At 69.2% G+C, this 15,871-nt stretch carries 14 protein-coding genes; 7 read left to right on the top strand and 7 right to left on the bottom strand.

Going from position 1 to position 15,871, the window contains the following annotated elements; all coding sequences use genetic code 11:
• Window positions 1–111: 111 nt before the first annotated feature.
• Window positions 112–987, bottom strand: coding sequence for a signal recognition particle-docking protein FtsY (gene ftsY / locus ACPYN9_RS13780; RefSeq protein WP_424467113.1), 876 nt, complete (start codon window positions 985–987; stop codon window positions 112–114).
• Window positions 988–1,084: 97 nt separating this feature from the next.
• On the opposite strand from ftsY, the gene ACPYN9_RS13775 reads away from it, so the two are divergent.
• Window positions 1,085–1,651: a histidine phosphatase family protein gene (locus tag ACPYN9_RS13775; protein ID WP_424467112.1), complete on the top strand. Its 567-nt coding sequence runs from the start codon at window positions 1,085–1,087 to the stop codon at window positions 1,649–1,651.
• Window positions 1,652–1,885: 234 nt separating this feature from the next.
• Window positions 1,886–2,989, top strand: coding sequence for a TerC family protein (locus ACPYN9_RS13770; protein WP_424467111.1), 1,104 nt, complete (start codon window positions 1,886–1,888; stop codon window positions 2,987–2,989).
• An 82-nt stretch (window positions 2,990–3,071) separates the two neighbouring features.
• Here ACPYN9_RS13770 and ACPYN9_RS13765 read toward each other — a convergent pair whose 3' ends face one another.
• Window positions 3,072–5,693, bottom strand: coding sequence for a DEAD/DEAH box helicase (locus ACPYN9_RS13765; RefSeq protein ID WP_424467110.1), 2,622 nt, complete (start codon window positions 5,691–5,693; stop codon window positions 3,072–3,074).
• Window positions 5,694–5,711: 18 nt separating this feature from the next.
• Window positions 5,712–9,575 carry a chromosome segregation SMC family protein gene (locus ACPYN9_RS13760; protein ID WP_424467109.1) on the bottom strand — a complete coding sequence of 1,288 codons (3,864 nt, stop codon included), beginning with the start codon at window positions 9,573–9,575 and terminating at the stop codon, window positions 5,712–5,714.
• 21 nt (window positions 9,576–9,596) lie between these two features.
• Here ACPYN9_RS13760 and ACPYN9_RS13755 point away from each other — a divergent pair, with 21 nt between their 5' ends.
• The 5 genes from ACPYN9_RS13755 to ACPYN9_RS13735 all read left to right on the top strand — a co-directional run bounded on the left by ACPYN9_RS13755 (window position 9,597) and on the right by ACPYN9_RS13735 (window position 13,112).
• A complete protein-coding gene (locus tag ACPYN9_RS13755; RefSeq protein ID WP_424467108.1) occupies window positions 9,597–10,826 on the top strand; it encodes a GNAT family N-acetyltransferase in 1,230 nt (409 codons plus the stop codon).
• Between the two features lie 154 nt (window positions 10,827–10,980).
• A complete protein-coding gene (locus ACPYN9_RS13750) occupies window positions 10,981–11,670 on the top strand; it encodes a class I SAM-dependent methyltransferase (RefSeq protein WP_424467107.1) in 690 nt (229 codons plus the stop codon).
• 61 nt (window positions 11,671–11,731) lie between these two features.
• Entirely contained in the window at window positions 11,732–12,217 is a 486-nt protein-coding gene (locus ACPYN9_RS13745) for a hypothetical protein (RefSeq protein WP_424467106.1), read from the top strand.
• Window positions 12,218–12,273: 56 nt separating this feature from the next.
• Window positions 12,274–12,723, top strand: a complete 450-nt coding sequence (gene rnhA / locus ACPYN9_RS13740) for a ribonuclease HI (protein ID WP_424467105.1) — start codon at window positions 12,274–12,276, stop codon at window positions 12,721–12,723.
• A gap of 23 nt (window positions 12,724–12,746) precedes the next feature.
• Entirely contained in the window at window positions 12,747–13,112 is a 366-nt protein-coding gene (locus ACPYN9_RS13735; RefSeq protein WP_424467104.1) for an iron chaperone, read from the top strand.
• Between the two features lie 254 nt (window positions 13,113–13,366).
• Here ACPYN9_RS13735 and mutM read toward each other — a convergent pair whose 3' ends face one another.
• From mutM to ACPYN9_RS13715, 4 genes are read right to left on the bottom strand one after another with little or no spacing between them, the layout of a single operon-like run.
• Window positions 13,367–14,236, bottom strand: a complete 870-nt coding sequence (mutM, locus tag ACPYN9_RS13730; RefSeq protein ID WP_424467103.1) for a bifunctional DNA-formamidopyrimidine glycosylase/DNA-(apurinic or apyrimidinic site) lyase — start codon at window positions 14,234–14,236, stop codon at window positions 13,367–13,369.
• A gap of 2 nt (window positions 14,237–14,238) precedes the next feature.
• Entirely contained in the window at window positions 14,239–14,985 is a 747-nt protein-coding gene (rnc, locus tag ACPYN9_RS13725) for a ribonuclease III (protein WP_424467102.1), read from the bottom strand.
• A 10-nt stretch (window positions 14,986–14,995) separates the two neighbouring features.
• The gene (gene rpmF, locus ACPYN9_RS13720; protein ID WP_068484295.1) at window positions 14,996–15,199 is read right to left on the bottom strand and encodes a 50S ribosomal protein L32; all 204 of its coding nucleotides are present in this window, start codon (window positions 15,197–15,199) and stop codon (window positions 14,996–14,998) included.
• A 41-nt stretch (window positions 15,200–15,240) separates the two neighbouring features.
• Window positions 15,241–15,819, bottom strand: coding sequence for a YceD family protein (locus ACPYN9_RS13715; RefSeq protein WP_424467101.1), 579 nt, complete (start codon window positions 15,817–15,819; stop codon window positions 15,241–15,243).
• Window positions 15,820–15,871 lie beyond the last annotated feature (52 nt).

The following is a 15,871-nucleotide window of genomic DNA, read 5'->3' as shown; positions in this document are numbered from 1 at the left end:
CGAGGCCTGAAGCGTACTCCTCACCGCCGACAACGGGATGGGCGGCCCACGTGCCGCCAGTGGCGCAGGCGTGGCGGAGGCATCGGGTCGGCGCTGGCTCAGCGCAGGCGCTCAGCCGACGAGCTTCTCCGCGAAGACGTGGGGCGTGAAGCCAGCGAGGTCGTTGATGCCCTCACCCTGCCCGATGAGCTTGATCGGCAGGCCCGTGCGCTCCTGAACGGCGAGCACGAACCCGCCCTTCGCGGACCCGTCGAGCTTGGTGACGACCAGCCCCGTCACGCCGGCGTGCTGGATGAACGCCTCGGCCTGCATAACTCCGTTCTGCCCGGTCGTCGCATCGAGCACGAGCAGCACCTCGGAGACGGGTGCGAGCTTCTCGATGACGCGTCGGACCTTCGAGAGCTCGTCCATGAGCCCGCTCTTTGTCTGCAGTCGGCCCGCCGTGTCGATGACGACCATCTCGAGGCCCTCACGCATGGCGATCTCCACCGCCTGGTAGGCGACCGAGGCCGGGTCCTGGCCGTGCTGCTGGGGGCGCACGATGCCCGCGCCCGCGCGTTGTGCCCACGTCGCGAGCTGCTCCACCGCCGCGGCACGGAACGTGTCCGCCGCGGCTACCACCACGGTGCGCCCGTTGATGCGGAGGAAGTTGGCGAACTTGCCGATGGTCGTGGTCTTGCCGACGCCGTTCACGCCAACGACCAGCGTCACGGCGGGTCGCTCCCGAAGGTTGAGCGTCGTGTCGAACTTCGAGAGGCGCTCCTCGATGAGCTCGCGCAGCATGCGCTTGAGGTCCTTCGGGTCCTCAGTGTGGAACCTCGCCACCTGGTCGCGCAGTTGCTCGACGATCTCGTCGGTGATGTCGGGCCCGAAGTCAGCCGTGATCAGCGCTTCCTCGAGGTCGTCCCACGTCGTCTCGTCGATCTTCTGCCTGCCGAACATGCCGCGCAGAGCGCCGGACAGTGACCAGGGAGTGCGTTCAGCCATGTGCCAAGCGTAGTCAGCGCTCTGAGACGATGGGTGCTGATCACTCAGCCAGCGGTCGATTGCTCGCCCGCGCGGCCTGAAACTCGAACGGAGCACTATGCGCATCGGCCTCATCCGTCACGGCGAAACCGAGTGGAACGCGACCGGCCTCTTGCAGGGCGCCACCGACATCCCGCTGAACTCGCGGGGACTCGACCAAGCCAGCGACGCGGCCGGGCTGCTCGTGAACCAAGGGTGGAGCCGCCTCTACAGTTCTCCCCTCACCCGCGCCAGGGTCACCGCCGAGATCATCAGTGAGGGCACCGGGCTCGGCGCGCCGACCCTGCTGCCCGGCGTCATCGAGCGCAGCTTCGGCGTGCTCGAGGGCGAGAAGTATTGGATGCCTGACGGAACACGGCGTCCGCTCGATCACCCGAGCGTCGAGCCCCGTGAGGTCGTCGTCGAGCGGTCCCTCGCCGCAATCCGTGAGGTCGCCGCGGCGCACCCCGCGGACGACACGCTCATCGTCTGCCACGGCAGCGTCATCCGTCTCGTGCTGACCGCGGTCCTCGGCGCCCAGGCACCCCACATCGGGAACCTGGCGCTCAGCATCCTGCGGCCGAGCGGCGATGCCGGATTCGCCGTGACGCTGCTCAACGGCTACCCGCTGGTGCCCACGCCGTAAGCCGCGGCGACGCGGCGCAACACCCCGGGTCGGGTGCCCGATCCACCATTTCGCTCGCACCTCTGGCGGCTGCGTCTGCACGGTGTACGATGAGCTTCGTTGAAGGGGAGTATTCCTCCTGCGACGCGCTCGTCATCACGGTGGCTGTCATCAGCCACCCGGGCGCGTCGGTCGGTTTCTGCCGACGGAAGAGACCTTCGGCCGACTCGCCGAACTCACCCCTCCGGAGGACCCGTGGACGTTCCCATTTGGATCTGGGCGGTGACCATTGCCGTGGTCATCGGATTCTTTGTCTTTGACTTCTTCACGCACGTGAAGACGCCCCACGAGCCGAGCCTCAAGGAGGCCGGCTGGTGGTCGATCTTCTACATCGCGCTCGCCGTCGTCTTCATGTTCGGCGTCGGCCTCGTGTGGGACTGGCAGCACGCGGGCGAGTTCATCGCCGGGTACACCACAGAGAAGGCGCTGTCGGTCGACAACCTCTTCATCTTCCTCATCATCATGACGAGCTTCAAGGTGCCGAAGATCGCACAGCAGAAGGCGCTGCTCATCGGCATCGCCATCGCGCTCGTCATGCGCTTCGCGTTCATCATCGCGGGTGCGGCGATCCTCGAGGCCTGGGTCTCCGTCTTCTACATCTTCGCCGCCTGGCTGCTCTACATGGCCGTCAAGCAGGCCATCGACTCCTTCAAGGACGAAGAGCCCGAGATGCCCAAGTGGGTCAACCTCGTGCGCAAGGTCATTCCCGCGAGCGAGCACTACGACGGCGACAAGTGGAAGATCGTCGAGAACGGCAAGAAGGTCTGGACGCCGCTCATCCTCGTCATCGTGGCCCTCGGGTTCACCGACCTGCTCTTCGCGCTCGACTCGATCCCCGCGATCTTCGGCATCACGCAGGAGCCCTACCTGGTCTTCATGGCCAACGCGTTCGCGCTCATGGGCCTCCGCCAGCTGTACTTCCTCATCGGCGGTCTCCTCGAGCGCCTCGTCTTCCTCGACCTGGGCCTCGCGTTCATCCTCGCGTTCATCGGCGTCAAGCTGATGTTCCACGCCCTGCACGAGAACGAGCTGCCGTTCATCAACGGCGGCGAGCCGCTCCTCTGGATCCCCGAGATCCCGATCTGGCTGTCGCTGTCCTTCATCTTCGGCGTACTCATCGTTGCGACGATCGCGAGCATCATCTACACCCGCGCCAAGGGTCCCGACGCACCGAGTGCCGTCGGTTCCGCCGCTGGCGGACCGGAAGCGGCAGCCGCCGGCGTCGAAGGCACCACGCCCGAGACCGCGGAAGACAGCGACGCCGCACCGGTTGCGAGCCACGAGCCAGACCGCCGCTAGCGGCCCCGCTGGGCCACCAGCAACGACGAAACCGGATGCACGCGCCAGTCGCGAGCATCCGGTTTCGTCGTTCGCGACGGGGTTAGAGCCGTGCGACCTCGGTGACGCGAACGATCGCCTCGCCGGCCTCGTGCGACGCAGCGAGGTCAACCTCGGCGCGGATGCGCCAGTCGTGGTCGCCCGCCGGGTCGACGATGATCTGCTCAACGCGCCACACGCCGCTCCAGAGCCCGCCGGACTGGCGGCCCGCCGAGTCGTCGATCGTGAGGAGCTTCGGTGACCTGGCGGCCGCATCCACCCCCATCGTGTCGTGGTCGGCGAAGTAGTCGTCGAGGGCCTTTGACCAGTCGACGCCCGGGTCGAGTTCGGCGAGCGCCTCGTCGCGTTCGAGGGCGGCGAGCTGCACGCGCCGGAACATCTCGTTGCGCACGAGCACCGTGAAGGCGCGGCGGTTACCGACGACGCTCGGGGGCGCTGGCGGCACGACAGGCTCGTCGCTCGCGGCCTGCTGCTCCGGGTCGACGAGCGACGCCCACTCGTCGATGAGGCTCGAATCGACCTGACGTACCAGCTCGCCGAGCCACTCGATGATATCGAGCAGCTCTTCGGTCTTGGCCTCGTCCGGCACCGTCTGGCGGATGGCCTTGTACGCGTCGCTGAGGTAGCGCAGCACGAGCCCCTCGCTGCGCATGAGCTGGTAGAAGTTCACGTACTCGGCGAAGCTCATCGCGCGCTCGAACATGTCGCGCACCACCGACTTCGGCGAGAGCTCGAAGTCGCGCACCCAGGGTTCGTGCTGCGCGAACAGCTCGAAGGACTGGTCGAGGAGCCCCGCGAGCGGCTTGGGGTGCGTGATCTCCTCGAGGCGCTCCATGCGCTCGTCGTACTCGATACCGTCTGCCTTCATCTGCGCGACCGCCTCGCCTCGCGCCTTGAACTGCTGCTGCGAGAGCACCGGCCTCGGGTCGTCGAGCGTGGACTCGATGATGCTCACGACGTCGAGCGCGTAGTGGCCGGAGCCGACGGCGCCTTCCCCGCTCGTGTTCTCCTCGGAGCCGCGATCGCCCGGTGCGGCTTCCGCCTCGGGGTCGAGCAGCTCGATGGCGGCCAGCGCGAAGGGCGAGAGCGGCTGGTTCAGCGCGAAGTTCGCCTGCAGGTCGACGGTGAGGGTGATGCGCCCCTGCCTGCCGATCTCGACGATGCCTGCGGTCACGAGCGTGCGGAAGATGCCGATCGCGCGCAGCGCGAGCTCACGCTGGCGCGCCGGCTTCTCGTGGTTGTCGTAGACGAGCTTCTTGGCGTTGCCGAAGACGTCTCCCCCGCGCGCGATGACGTTGATGAGCATCGACGCGGTGATGTGCATGTGCGAGGTGAGCGGCTCGGGCTCCGCGCTCACCAGCTTCTCGAACGACTTCTCGCCCCAGGAGACGAAGCCCTGCGGGGCCTTCTTCTTCACGATGCGCTTGCGCTTCTTCTCGTCGTCGCCGGCCTTGCGCACGGCGGCAGCGTTCTCGATCTCGTGCTCGGGCGCCTCGACGACCACCGTTCCGGCCGTGTCGTACCCCGCCCGGCCCGCGCGCCCCGCGATCTGGTGAAACTCGCGCGCCGACAGGTGGCGCATCCGCTGCCCGTCGAACTTCGAGAGGGCCGTGATGAGCACCGTGCGGATTGGCACGTTGATGCCGACCCCGAGGGTGTCGGTTCCGCAGATGACACGCAGGAGGCCCTTCTGCGCGAGCGTCTCGACGAGGCGGCGGTACCTGGGCAGCATGCCCGCGTGATGCACACCGATCCCGGCCCGGACGTAGCGCGAGAGCACCTTGCCGAACGCAGTCGTGAACCGGAACCCGCCGATGGCCTCGGCAATCGCATCCCGGCCCGCGCGGTCGACGACCTTGAGGCTCGACAGCGCCTGCGCCCGCTCGATGGCCGCGGCCTGGGAGAAGTGCACGATGTAGATGGGCGTCTTGCGCTCCTCCACGAGCCGCTCGACCGTCTCGTGGGTCGGTGACACCACGTACGAGAAGTCGAGGGGCACCGGACGCTCGACGCCGGTCACGAGCGAGACGTCGCGCTGCGTGCGCCGCTCGAGGTCGTCGACGATCTCGGTGACGTCGCCGAGGGTCGCCGACATGAGCAGGAACTGCGCGTCGGGCAGCATGAGCAGCGGCAGCTGCCAGGCCCAGCCGCGGTCCGGGTCGCCGTAGTAGTGGAACTCGTCCATGACCACCTGGTCGACGTCGGCGTCCGAGCCGTGGCGCAGGGCGAGGTTCGCGAGGATCTCGGCCGTGCAGCAGATGATCGGCGCGTCCGGGTTCACGGAGCTGTCGCCCGTCACCATGCCGACGTTCGCCGCTCCGAAGATGTCAACGAGCGCGAAGAACTTCTCGCTCACCAGCGCCTTGATGGGGGCCGTGTAGTAGCTGCGTCCGCCCTGCGCGAGACAGGCGGCGTGGGCGGCGATCGCGACGAGCGACTTGCCGGTTCCTGTGGGCGTCGACAGGATGACGTGCGCCTCGGAGACGAGCTCCATGACGGCTTCTTCCTGCGCCGGGTACATCGTGATGCCGCGGCTCGTTGTCCACAACTCGAACGCCTCGAACATGGCGTCGGCGTCGTAGGGGTCCGGCAGCAGGGTCACGAGACCAAGCTTGGGCTCTGGCGTGGCTGGTGCTGGGGCTGAGGTGCCGTCGACGGAAGTCATTACCCCCATCGTCCCACGCTACGCGGCGGGCTGCTCCTCGTCGCGGTGGATGCGCTGGCCGACCACCGCGGAGACGCCGTCCTGGCGCATCGAGACGCCGTAGAGCGCGTCGGCGATCTCCATCGTGCGCTTCTGGTGCGTGATGACGATGAGCTGGCTCGACGCGCGCAGTTCCTCGAACACGGCGAGGAGGCGGCCGAGGTTCGCGTCGTCGAGGGCGGCCTCGACCTCGTCCATGATGTAGAACGGGCTGGGCCGCGCCTTGAAGATCGAGACCAAGATCGCGACGGCCGCGAGCGAGCGCTCGCCACCCGAGAGCAGCGAGAGTCGCTCGATCTTCTTGCCGGCCGGTCGCACCATGACCTCGATGCCGGTTGTGAGCATGTCGTCGGGCGCCGTGAGGGTGATGTCGCCGGAACCACCGGGGAAGAGGATCGGGAAGACCGTGTGGAACGCCTCGCGCGTGTCCTCGAACGCCGCCTCGAAGACGGTGCGCATGCGCTCGTCGATGTCGCCCACGATGCGCAGCAGGTCCGCCTTCGTCGCCGCGAGGTCGTCGAGCTGGTCGGCGAGGAACGCGTGGCGCTGCTCGAGCGCCGCGAACTCCTCGAGGGCCAGGGGGTTGATGCGGCCGAGGGTCGACATCTTGCGCTCCGCCGCCGCGAGCCGCGCCTGCTGCTCCGAGCGCACGAAGGGCACGCCAACGATCTCCTCGGTGTCGTCCTCTTGGAGGCTCGCCGCGAGGTCGGCGTCGAGCTGCCCCGCGAGCGCGGCGTCGGCGGTGTTGCCTTGGGTTTCGTCGGCGTCGGCGGATGCGCCCGGCTGGCCGGACGTGCCCGGCTCGACTGGTGCATCCGCACCGCCCGCTTCGCCGGTCGGCTCGGGCTCGCCGCTCGACCCGTATTCCTCGCCTGCAGCGCCCGCCTCGCCTGCGGTGCCGTCCTCGCCCTCGGCGGCGACCTCGTGCCTGGCTCGTTGTTCCGCGAGCGCCGAGGCGATGCGTTCCGCCTTTGCACGCAGCGCGTCGTCGTCGGCGGGCACGAGCTGGTCTGGCCCGTACTCGGCGACGAGCACGGCCTCGGAGAGCCGTAGCTCGCTCGCGGCGCGTTCGAGCGTCGACCGGAGCGAGCTCTTCTTCTCGTAGATCTGCAGCTCGATCGAGTGCACGTCTTCCGTGATCTCGCTGAGCCTGGCGCGCAACTGCTGCTCCGTCTGCCGCAGCTGGCCGAGCTCCTCGTGCTGCGCCGCGCGTTCGCGTTCGGCCTCGGCGAGCTGCTGCTGCGCTTCGGCGAGCGAGTCCTGCACGGCGAGGGCGAGGGCCGGGATGGCGCCGAGCACGCGTTGCGTCTGGGCGAGCTCCGCGCGGCGCACGACGGTCTCACGGGCGGCCTTGTCTGCGGCTTGGCGGTCGGCTTCGAGCTGCCGATCGAGTGCCTCGGCGCGCAGGCGCTCGCTGCGGGACCGCTCGCGCAGCGTCTCGAGCTGGAGGCGAGCCTCGACCTCGGCCTCTCTGGCGCGTTCGACGTCTGCGTTGGCGTCGACTCTGGCGGAGGAGTCGAGTTCGGGGCGTGGGAGGGCTTCGTGCTCGGCGAGGGCCGCCTTGGCCGCGCTGGCCGCCTGCTCGGCCGCGTCGACGCCGCTGGAGGCAAGGTCGAACGCCTTCGCGGCGCGCGCGAGCTCGGACGTGCCCGCATCGACGCGCGCGCTGGCGCGGTTCAGCTGCTCGCGTTCGGCCGCGAGCGCCCCGTCGAAGGCGCGCAGGGCGTCGAGGGCGCGTTTCGCCTCGGCCTTCGCGGCCTGCGAGGCGGCTCGGTGCTCGGCAAGCGCGAGGGCAGCCTGGTCGAGGTCGTCGCTGACGACGCTCAGGCGTGCGGATGCGCGATCGCGGGCCGCGAGGAGCTCGAGGCGGCTCGTGCCCTCTTCGGCGAAGCCGCCCCGCAGCGAGGTGCTCGTGACGACTTCGCCGGCGCGGGTGACGATGGTGAGCCCCGGCGCCGCGGGGTCCCCGTCGGACGCTGCTGCGGTTCCCGGTCCGGCGAGCGCCGCCCGCGCCTCGTCGAGGGTCTCGCTGATGTAGATGCGTTCGAGGAGCGCCGTGATGGCGGGGGGTCCCTGCACGAGCTCCCGCGCCGGGCGCAGCCCTTGCAGCTGCGGCGGCTCGGCGGACTCGGCCGCCCCGGCTCCCAGCTGGGCGACGACCTCGACGAGGCCCAGCTTCTCCTTCGTGGCGTGCGCCAGCACCCGGAACGCGGCGTCGGCGTCGGCGGCGAGCACCGCATCCGCCGTCGACCCGAGCGCGGCCGCGATGGCGGACTCGTACCCCTCGTCGATGCGCAGGTGCTCGGCGACGGGCCCTTCGACACCTTCGAGGCGCGCCGCGAGGAGTGCCGCCGTGCCGTCCTTCGCGGCGGTCGCCAGGGTGAGGGCCTGCACGCGAGCCTGCAGCGCGTCGCGTTCACGCTCGAGCTCGTGGGCCTTCGTGCGCCCGGCGTCGAGCTGCTGCTCGGCGTCGCGCTGGGCGGTCTCCGCACGGGTGTAGGCGGCATTCAGCTCGCTCGAGTCCGACTCGCTCTGGGCGGCGCTCGCGTCGAGCTCCTCCTTGGCCTTCGTGGCCTGGGCGAGGCGCTCCTGCGCGGCGTCCCTGGCATTGCGCTGACGGAGCACTTCGCCGCGCACGGAGGCGAGCTTCGACGCCGCCGTGTCGGCGGCACCGCGCAGCTCGCTGCGGCTGAGGTCGTAGGCCGAGATCCGGGTCGCCTGCGCCTGGATCTCGACGTCGATGCGGTCGAGCGCCGCGCGCGCATCTTGGGTCGCGACCTTCGCCGCCTCCCAGAGCTGCTCCGCCGCAGTGGCACGCTCGACGAGCGCCTCCGCCTCGCGGCTGGCGGCATCGACGGCCTCGAGCGTCACTGTCGGCACGAAGGCTGGCGTCTCGAGGCGCGAGACGAGCAGTCCCTTGCGCTGCGACGCGAGCGCGTTGAGGTTCTGGATGCGCTCGCGCACGCTCTCGAGGTCGAACACGACCCGGCGCGCCCCGTCGGCGGCGTCGCCGCGGTTCTCCGCGGCGAGCACCTCGGCGCGGTTGAGGGCGGCAGTGAGCTTCTCCTGCAGCACGACCCGCTCCTCGGAGCGCTCCTGCTCGATGCCAGTGGCGAGGCGCAACGCCGACCGCAGCTGCACGACGTCGTCCGCCAGCAGGCGCGCCTTCGCGTCGCGCGCGATGGCCTGGATGCCCTGCGCGCGGCGGGCGATGTCGGCCTGCCTGGAGAGGGGCTTCAGCTGGCGGCGCACCTCGTTGGTGAGGTCGCGCAGACGCGTGAGGTTGGCTTCCATCGCCTCGAGCTTGCGCACGGTCTTCTCTTTGCGGCGCCGGTGCTTGAGGATTCCGGCGGCCTCCTCGATGAAGCCGCGCCGCTCTTCTGGGGTCGCCCGCAGCACCGCGTCGAGCCGGCCCTGTCCGACGATCACGTGCATCTCCTTGCCGAGGCCCGTGTCGCTCAGCAGCTCCTGCACGTCGAGGAGGCGCACGCCCTCGCCGTTGATCGCGTACTCGGAGCCGCCGTTCCGGAACAGGGTGCGGCGGATCGTGACCTCGCTGTACTCGATCGGGAGCATCCCGTCGGCGTTGTCGATCGTGAGCGTCACCTCGGCGCGGCCGAGGGGGCCGCGCGTCGCGGTGCCCGCGAAGATGACATCCTCCATCTTGCCGCCGCGGAGGCTCTTCGCGCCCTGCTCCCCCATGACCCAGGCGAGGGCGTCAACCACGTTGGATTTGCCTGAGCCGTTGGGCCCGACCACGCAGGTGACGCCGGGTTCGAGGGCGAGCGTTGTCGGCTGCGCGAACGACTTGAAGCCCTTCATTGTGAGGCTCTTCAGGTGCATGCGCGCGCTGGCCTCTCTCTGATGAACGGGACGTCGCTGGTTGTCGGGCTGGCCAGGGTGCTCCGGCGAGCCAACTGGCGCCGGATCGGCGCGCTGGCGGGGCTGACGCGGCCCTGGCCCGACAGCTACGGTACCGGAGTGGACCACTTCATTCGGGAGCTCACGCCTCCAGAGCCGACGTCGGGCAGAGATGGGGAGTCCTGGCGACTCCTCGAGCAGTACTCGGCAATCGTGAACCAGAGCTACGCGGCAACGTATGGTGAGGGCCGCGTGCTCGAGACCAGCCAGCGCACCCTTGCCGACTGGACGATGCCTGGCCCCGTCACGAGCCGCCTCTTCCTCGTCTTCCGGTCGGGTGCCGACCAGACCGCGGGCGAGCATCCGGTCGCGGCGGCGAAGCTCATGGTCTCGCCGCGCGACTCCCCCACGTTGGCCTACCCGCACGTGGTCGTGGATGCGGGGCACCGGCGACGGGGCATCGGCGCGTTCGTCGCCGCACACCTGGAGGGGCTCGCTCGGGCGGACGGGCGCTCCTCGCTGCAGGCCTGGGTGGAGCACCCGACCTCGGGTGCCCCGTATGGCGAGCGGGTTGCGGCACCGACCGGCCATGGCTCGCTCGCGGCCGATGACCCCGCCGCGCGGTTCCTGCAGGCGCAGGGGTGGGAACTCGGCCAGATCGAGCGCATCAGTGAGCTGCGGCTGCCGGTGCCCGCCGAGGTGCTGCGTGGCGAGTTCGCGGCCGCCGCGGCGCGAGCTGGCGCGGACTACCGGGTGCTGACGTGGGAGGGCGAGAGCGACGCCACCTACCTCGATGACCTCGCGCGGCTCAACGGCGACATGTCGATCGACGCGCCCGCCGGCGAGCTCGCCGTCGATGAGGAGCAGTGGGACGCCGAGCGGGTGTCGCAGATGGAGCGTCGGGTGATCGCCTCCGGCGCAACGTTCCTCAACGCCGCCGTGCTGCACCTTCCAAGCGGACACCTCGTCGCGCAGTCGATGCTGCAGCTCGACCTCGACGACACGACGCGGCCAGCCCAGCAGGACAACACGCTGGTCACCGGGATGCACCGGGGCAGGCGGCTCGGGATGCTCGTCAAGGCGGCGAACCTCATCCAGCTCGCGGAACGCTATCCGGAGTGCACGGGGGTCTTCACGTGGAACGCTGAGGAGAACACGCACATGCTGCGCGTCAACGAGGCGCTCGGCTTTGTCCCCCTCGCGCCCGAGGGAGGCTGGCAGAAGCGGTTGTAGCGAGCAGGCTGGCCAACTCGCGTGATGAAACGGGTGATGACAGGCCACATGCGCCGTCGGCGGGCCCCTCATCCCGCGAGTTGGACACGCGCGCGCGTTTGCAAGGTTCGCAAACGTGGTTGCGGAAGCGCGAGCGGATGCGCATGCTGAGCGCATGACCTCGCAGCACCACCACGCATCCACCTCCTCCGACGCCGCGGACGCCGCGGCCGTCGAGCCGCAAGCCCCCGCCGAATTCTGGGAAGAGCTGTACTCGGCGAAGCCGGCGATCTGGTCGGGGCGGGTGAACGCGAACCTCGCGAGCGTCGTCGGCGGGCTCTCGCCCGGGCGTGCGCTGGACCTCGGATGCGGCGAGGGCGGCGACGCGATCTGGCTCGCCCAGCAGAGCTGGCGGGTGACGGGCATCGACATCTCGTCGGTCGCGATCGAACGAGCCCGCGCCGCCGCGACCGCGGCGGGCGTCGACGGCTCGCGCCTCGACTTCGTGGTCGGTGACCTCGAGACGTGGCGCCCGGCGGAGCCGCTGGACCTCGTCACGGCGAGCTTCTTCCAGTCACCCGTGCAGCTGCAGCGCGCGCGCATCCTCCGCGAGGCGGCCCTCATGCTGGCACCGGGCGGGCACCTCCTGACGGTCGCGCACGCGGGCCCGCCGTCGTGGGTCGAGACCTCCGAGCATCCGGAGCACCTGTTCGTGCGGCCCGACCGCGAACTCGGCGACCTCGACCTGCCCACCGGCGAGTGGGAGACGGTCATCGCGGAGCTTCGGACGCGCGAGATCACCTCGCCGGATGGCGTCGCCGGCACCCTCGAGGACAGCGTGGTGCTGCTTCGACGCAACGGGTGACAACGGCCTGAGGCGCTCGCTACGCTGACTGCGTCGGCAACGAGGACGAGACGAGGCACGCATGCTGCACCGGGCGGTTCACCTGGGCTCATTGGGGTTCGTCGTGCTCGCGGCGTTCGTCGGCTGTACCGCGACGGACGTGGGCGGCGACGCCTCGGCCGACGCTGGGGCCGGCGACTACGCCGACCTGGTGCGGGCAGCCAATGCGGCTGACCAGCTTCCGGCAGGTGCGCCGACGGATGTCGACGGCGCTCCCCTGGACCTCGACTCCGTGCGTTTGGCCGCCGAGTTCGACGGGCAGCTCGTCTTCCTCGCCACGGGCGACGTGGACGGCGCGGCAAGCGTGTGCATGGTGGTCACGGATGCGTCCGGGAGCGACGCGAACGGATCCTGCGAGATCGAGGGCGGCAGCGTGCAGCATGCCGGCCAGACGTACTTCCTCATCCCGAACGGGGCGGGCCCCGAACGGCTGCCGCAGGACATCGCGGTGCAGCAGCTGAGCGACAACGTCTACGTGAGCCCCGGCGCCTCCCCGACGACGAGCTGAACGACCTTCGTGACGCGTAAGCTGTTCGTTTCTGTGGCGAGAGGCGAGGGACGCACGTGAGCGATGTTGTGATGTACACGGATGGCGCCTGTAAGGGCAACCCGGGCCCCGGCGGCTGGGGCGTCTGGCTGAAGTCGGGCGACCACGAGCGGGAGCTGTTCGGCGGCGAGCTCAACACAACCAACAACCGCATGGAGCTCAAGGCCGTCATCGAGGGCCTCAGCGCACTCAAGAAGCCATGCAACGTCGCGCTGTACCTCGACAGCCAGTACGTGCGCAAGGGCATCACGGAGTGGATCACGGGGTGGAAAGCGAAGGGGTGGAAGACCGCCTCGAAGCAGCCCGTGAAGAACGCGGAACTGTGGAAGCAGCTCGACGCGCTCGTCGAAGACAGCGGGCACACGATCGAGTGGCGCTGGGTGAAGGGGCACTCGGGCGACGTCGGCAACGAGCGCGCCGACATGCTCGCGAACAAGGGCGTCGACCAGGCACTCGGCCGCGGCTAGGGCCTCGCACGTAGACTCGCCCCATGGCAGCGACGGCGACCACCATCGACGAATACCTCGACGCCCTGAGCCCCGAATACCGGGCCGAACTGGAGCGCATCCGCTCGATCGTGAAGCGGCTCGTGCCCGAAGTGGATGAGAAGATCAGCTACCGAATGCCGACGCTCGCCTACAAGGGCAGGGCACTCGTGTACTTCACCGCGTCAAAGAAGCACCTGAGCTTCTACCCGTCCGAGTGGGCCATCGAGGAGTTTGCGGACCGCCTCGTCGACTACACCACGACGAAGCACGCCATCCAGTTCACGGTCACGAAGCCGCTCCCGGACGACCTCATCGAGGACCTGGTCAGGTATCACGCAGCGCAGATCGACGAGAACCGGCAGCAGTAGTTGGGCACGTGCCGCTGACTGCGTCGTGGCGATCGCCTTCGTGATGCGCGCGAGCCCGAATCGCCATGCTTCGTCGACGTCTCCCCCGAGGTTGAACCCTCGGTTGAGCTCCTCGCGGTTCGCTACGCGCTTGGAGAGCTACGGGGCACGGCGCCCCGTGGAGCGGAGGCGTGAGGAGAGCAGTCGCGGCAGTCACAGCGGCCGCCACCGGGCATCGCTAGACCGAGCCAGCGTCGGTCGGCGGCGGTCCAAATTCAGCGCTCCCGCTGGCACTTCTCGCAGAAGTGCGAGCTGCGGTTCATCCACTTCTCGCGCACGATCGAGCGCCCGCACCGCGGGCACGGCTGCCCCTGGCGCCCGTACACGTTGAGCGAGTGCGCGAAGTAGCCGGCCTGCCCGTTGACGTTCACGTATTGCGCGTCGAACGAGGTGCCGCCCTCGGCGAGCGCCTTCGCGAACACCTCGCGCACGTGCTGCAGCAGCTCGCGCACCTTCGACGGCGAGAGGCCCGCCGTGTTGCGCGCGTAGTGGAGGCGTGCGCGCCAGAGCGCCTCGTCGGCGTAGATGTTGCCGATGCCGGAGATGAGCGTCTGATCGAGCAGCGCGCCTTTGACGCCCGTCTTCCGACGCAGCATCGCCGCGGCCCAGGCGTCGTCGTCGAAGTTGGGGTCGAGCGGGTCGCGGGCGATGTGGGCGACCTGAGACGGGATGCGCTCCCCCGGGACGTCCTCGGTTGGCACGAGGCGGTCGATCGCGAGCGAGCCGAACACGCGCTGGTCGGCGAACGCGACCACGAAGTCGCCCGCCGGACCATCGACCCGGATGCGCGCCCGCAGGTGCCGGTCGTCGGGTGCATCCGCCGTGCGCAGCAGCATCTGGCCGCTCATGCCGAGATGCGCGCTCAGCGCGTCCTCACGCCCCTCGAGCGGCATCCACAGGTACTTGCCGCGACGTGAGACGGCCTTGATGCGTGCACCTTCCAGCGCGCCGACGAAGTCGGTCGAGTCACCGCTGTGTCGACGCAGCGAGCGCTCGTCGATCACCTCGACGGCGGACACCGTCGAGCCCGTCACCGCTGGGGTGAGGCCGAGGCGCACGACCTCGACTTCTGGCAGCTCAGGCACGGCTAGGAGACCGGAGGGGCGACGTCGCCGCCCTCGCTCAGCTGATGCCACGCGGCGAGCGCACCCGCGACCTCAGCCTGCTTCTTGCTGGTGCCCACGCCCTGCGCCTGGGCGAGGATGCGCTTCTTCTTCAGCACGGTCACCGTCGCCGTGAAGCTGCGGTCGTGCTCGAGCCCAGAGCCCTCGACCTCGTACCGCGGCGGCTCAGCGCCACGGGTGTCGGCGAGCTCCTGCAGCGCGGTCTTCGGGTCTTGCTCGGCGCCGAGGCGCCACACGACAGCGAGCTTCGGCTCGACGAGGCGCAGAACCAGCTCGGTCGCGGCCTCGACGCCAGCCGAGAGATACGCGGCGCCGATGACGGCCTCCATGGTGTCTGCCAGTACCGAGTCCTTCTTGTTCCCGCCGGTGAGGTGCTCGCCGCGGCCGAGGTGCAGGTACGCGCCGAGGCCAATGCCCCGCGCGATCTCGGCGAGTGCCACCGTCGACACGAGGGATGCACGCAGCCGCGACAGCTGCCCCTCCGTGTAGTCGGGGTAGGTGCGGTACAGCATGACCGTCACGGCCTGCCCGAGAATCGAATCGCCGAGAAACTCGAGGCGCTGATTGTCGGCGATGCCACCGTTCTCGACCGCGTAGGACCTGTGGGTCAGCGCGAGCTCGAGGAGTTCGGGAACGAAGTCGACCCCGAGGCCGCCTGCCAGCTCAGCTGACGGTGCGGCGTCGGGGTCGATGATCTTCACGTCGTGCATGACGCGAGGATCAGACGTCTGCGACCTTGCGGCCCTTGTACTCGAAGAACAGCGGAGTGCCAGCTGCGTCCTCGACAACCTTCGCGCGGTGCGGGAGGCTGTAGGTGACCTTGCCGTTCTCAACGGTCTTGACGAGGGTCGGCACAGAGGCCTTCCACTGCGAACGACGCGAACGCGTGTTCGAGCGGCTCATCTTGCGCTTGGGGAGAGCCATCGGCGTCTACCTTTCATCTTTCATCGTGCAGGGAGGCGGGCTCAGTTCTGGCCCGGCTCCCCCTTGTCATCATGGTTGCGCAGACTCTCACGAGAACCTGTCTCATGGGGATCCGCGGCTTCCTCGGCTGCTTCTGGTGAAGCGCCAAACCCTGCCAATGCCGCCCAACGCGGGTCAACCGCGGGCGCCTGCTCTTCGAGCGGCTCCACCAGCTTCTCGCCGGTTTCGGGATCAAGGCCAAGGCAGTCCGGCCGACAAACCGGCTGGAATGGCAGTGCGAGCACTACCGCATCGCGAACGGGCGGTTCAAGGTCGACAGTGTCGTCGTGAACCTCGTACTCGAGGGCTTCGTCGCGAGCATACGCGAAAAGCTCTGCAAAATCGACCCGGAGCGGCTCGTCCAGCGGCGTCAAGCACCTGCTGCATTCGCCGCTCATCTGAGATTCGAGGCCAACCGTCGCCAGAATGCCGTCGTGGAGCACCTCGAGACGCACATCGAGTTCGAGCGGTGTGCCCTTCTCGATGTACGCGAGCCCTTCGCCGATGCGCTCAGGCGCATCGAAGTCGAGCTCGAGCGTGCGCATCGTGCCGGCCTTGCCCACGATGGTCGCGATGTTCACGAGGTACGGAGAGGAAGTCACCGGGAGATTGTACGCCCTAGGTCCAGAGTGC

It is taken from the genome of Pseudoclavibacter helvolus, assembly GCF_049707175.1.
Classification (GTDB): domain Bacteria; phylum Actinomycetota; class Actinomycetes; order Actinomycetales; family Microbacteriaceae; genus Pseudoclavibacter; species Pseudoclavibacter helvolus_A.
The sequence above is the reverse complement of the archived record's forward strand: the minus strand, read 5'-3'. Positions and strand labels throughout refer to the sequence as shown.

Excerpts from the sequence above, each read along its gene's own strand:
- ACPYN9_RS13745 (WP_424467106.1), top strand. The coding sequence starts at position 11,732 with ATGCTGCACCGGGCGGTTCACCTGGGCTCATTGGGGTTCGTCGTGCTC.
- ACPYN9_RS13750 (WP_424467107.1), top strand. The coding sequence starts at position 10,981 with ATGACCTCGCAGCACCACCACGCATCCACCTCCTCCGACGCCGCGGAC.
- ftsY (WP_424467113.1), bottom strand. The coding sequence starts at position 987 with ATGGCTGAACGCACTCCCTGGTCACTGTCCGGCGCTCTGCGCGGCATG.
- ACPYN9_RS13760 (WP_424467109.1), bottom strand. The coding sequence starts at position 9,575 with ATGCACCTGAAGAGCCTCACAATGAAGGGCTTCAAGTCGTTCGCGCAG.
- ACPYN9_RS13735 (WP_424467104.1), top strand. The coding sequence starts at position 12,747 with ATGGCAGCGACGGCGACCACCATCGACGAATACCTCGACGCCCTGAGC.
- ACPYN9_RS13775 (WP_424467112.1), top strand. The coding sequence starts at position 1,085 with ATGCGCATCGGCCTCATCCGTCACGGCGAAACCGAGTGGAACGCGACC.
- rnc (WP_424467102.1), bottom strand. The coding sequence starts at position 14,985 with ATGCACGACGTGAAGATCATCGACCCCGACGCCGCACCGTCAGCTGAG.
- ACPYN9_RS13755 (WP_424467108.1), top strand. The coding sequence starts at position 9,597 with ATGAACGGGACGTCGCTGGTTGTCGGGCTGGCCAGGGTGCTCCGGCGA.
- rpmF (WP_068484295.1), bottom strand. The coding sequence starts at position 15,199 with ATGGCTCTCCCCAAGCGCAAGATGAGCCGCTCGAACACGCGTTCGCGT.
- ACPYN9_RS13765 (WP_424467110.1), bottom strand. The coding sequence starts at position 5,693 with ATGACTTCCGTCGACGGCACCTCAGCCCCAGCACCAGCCACGCCAGAG.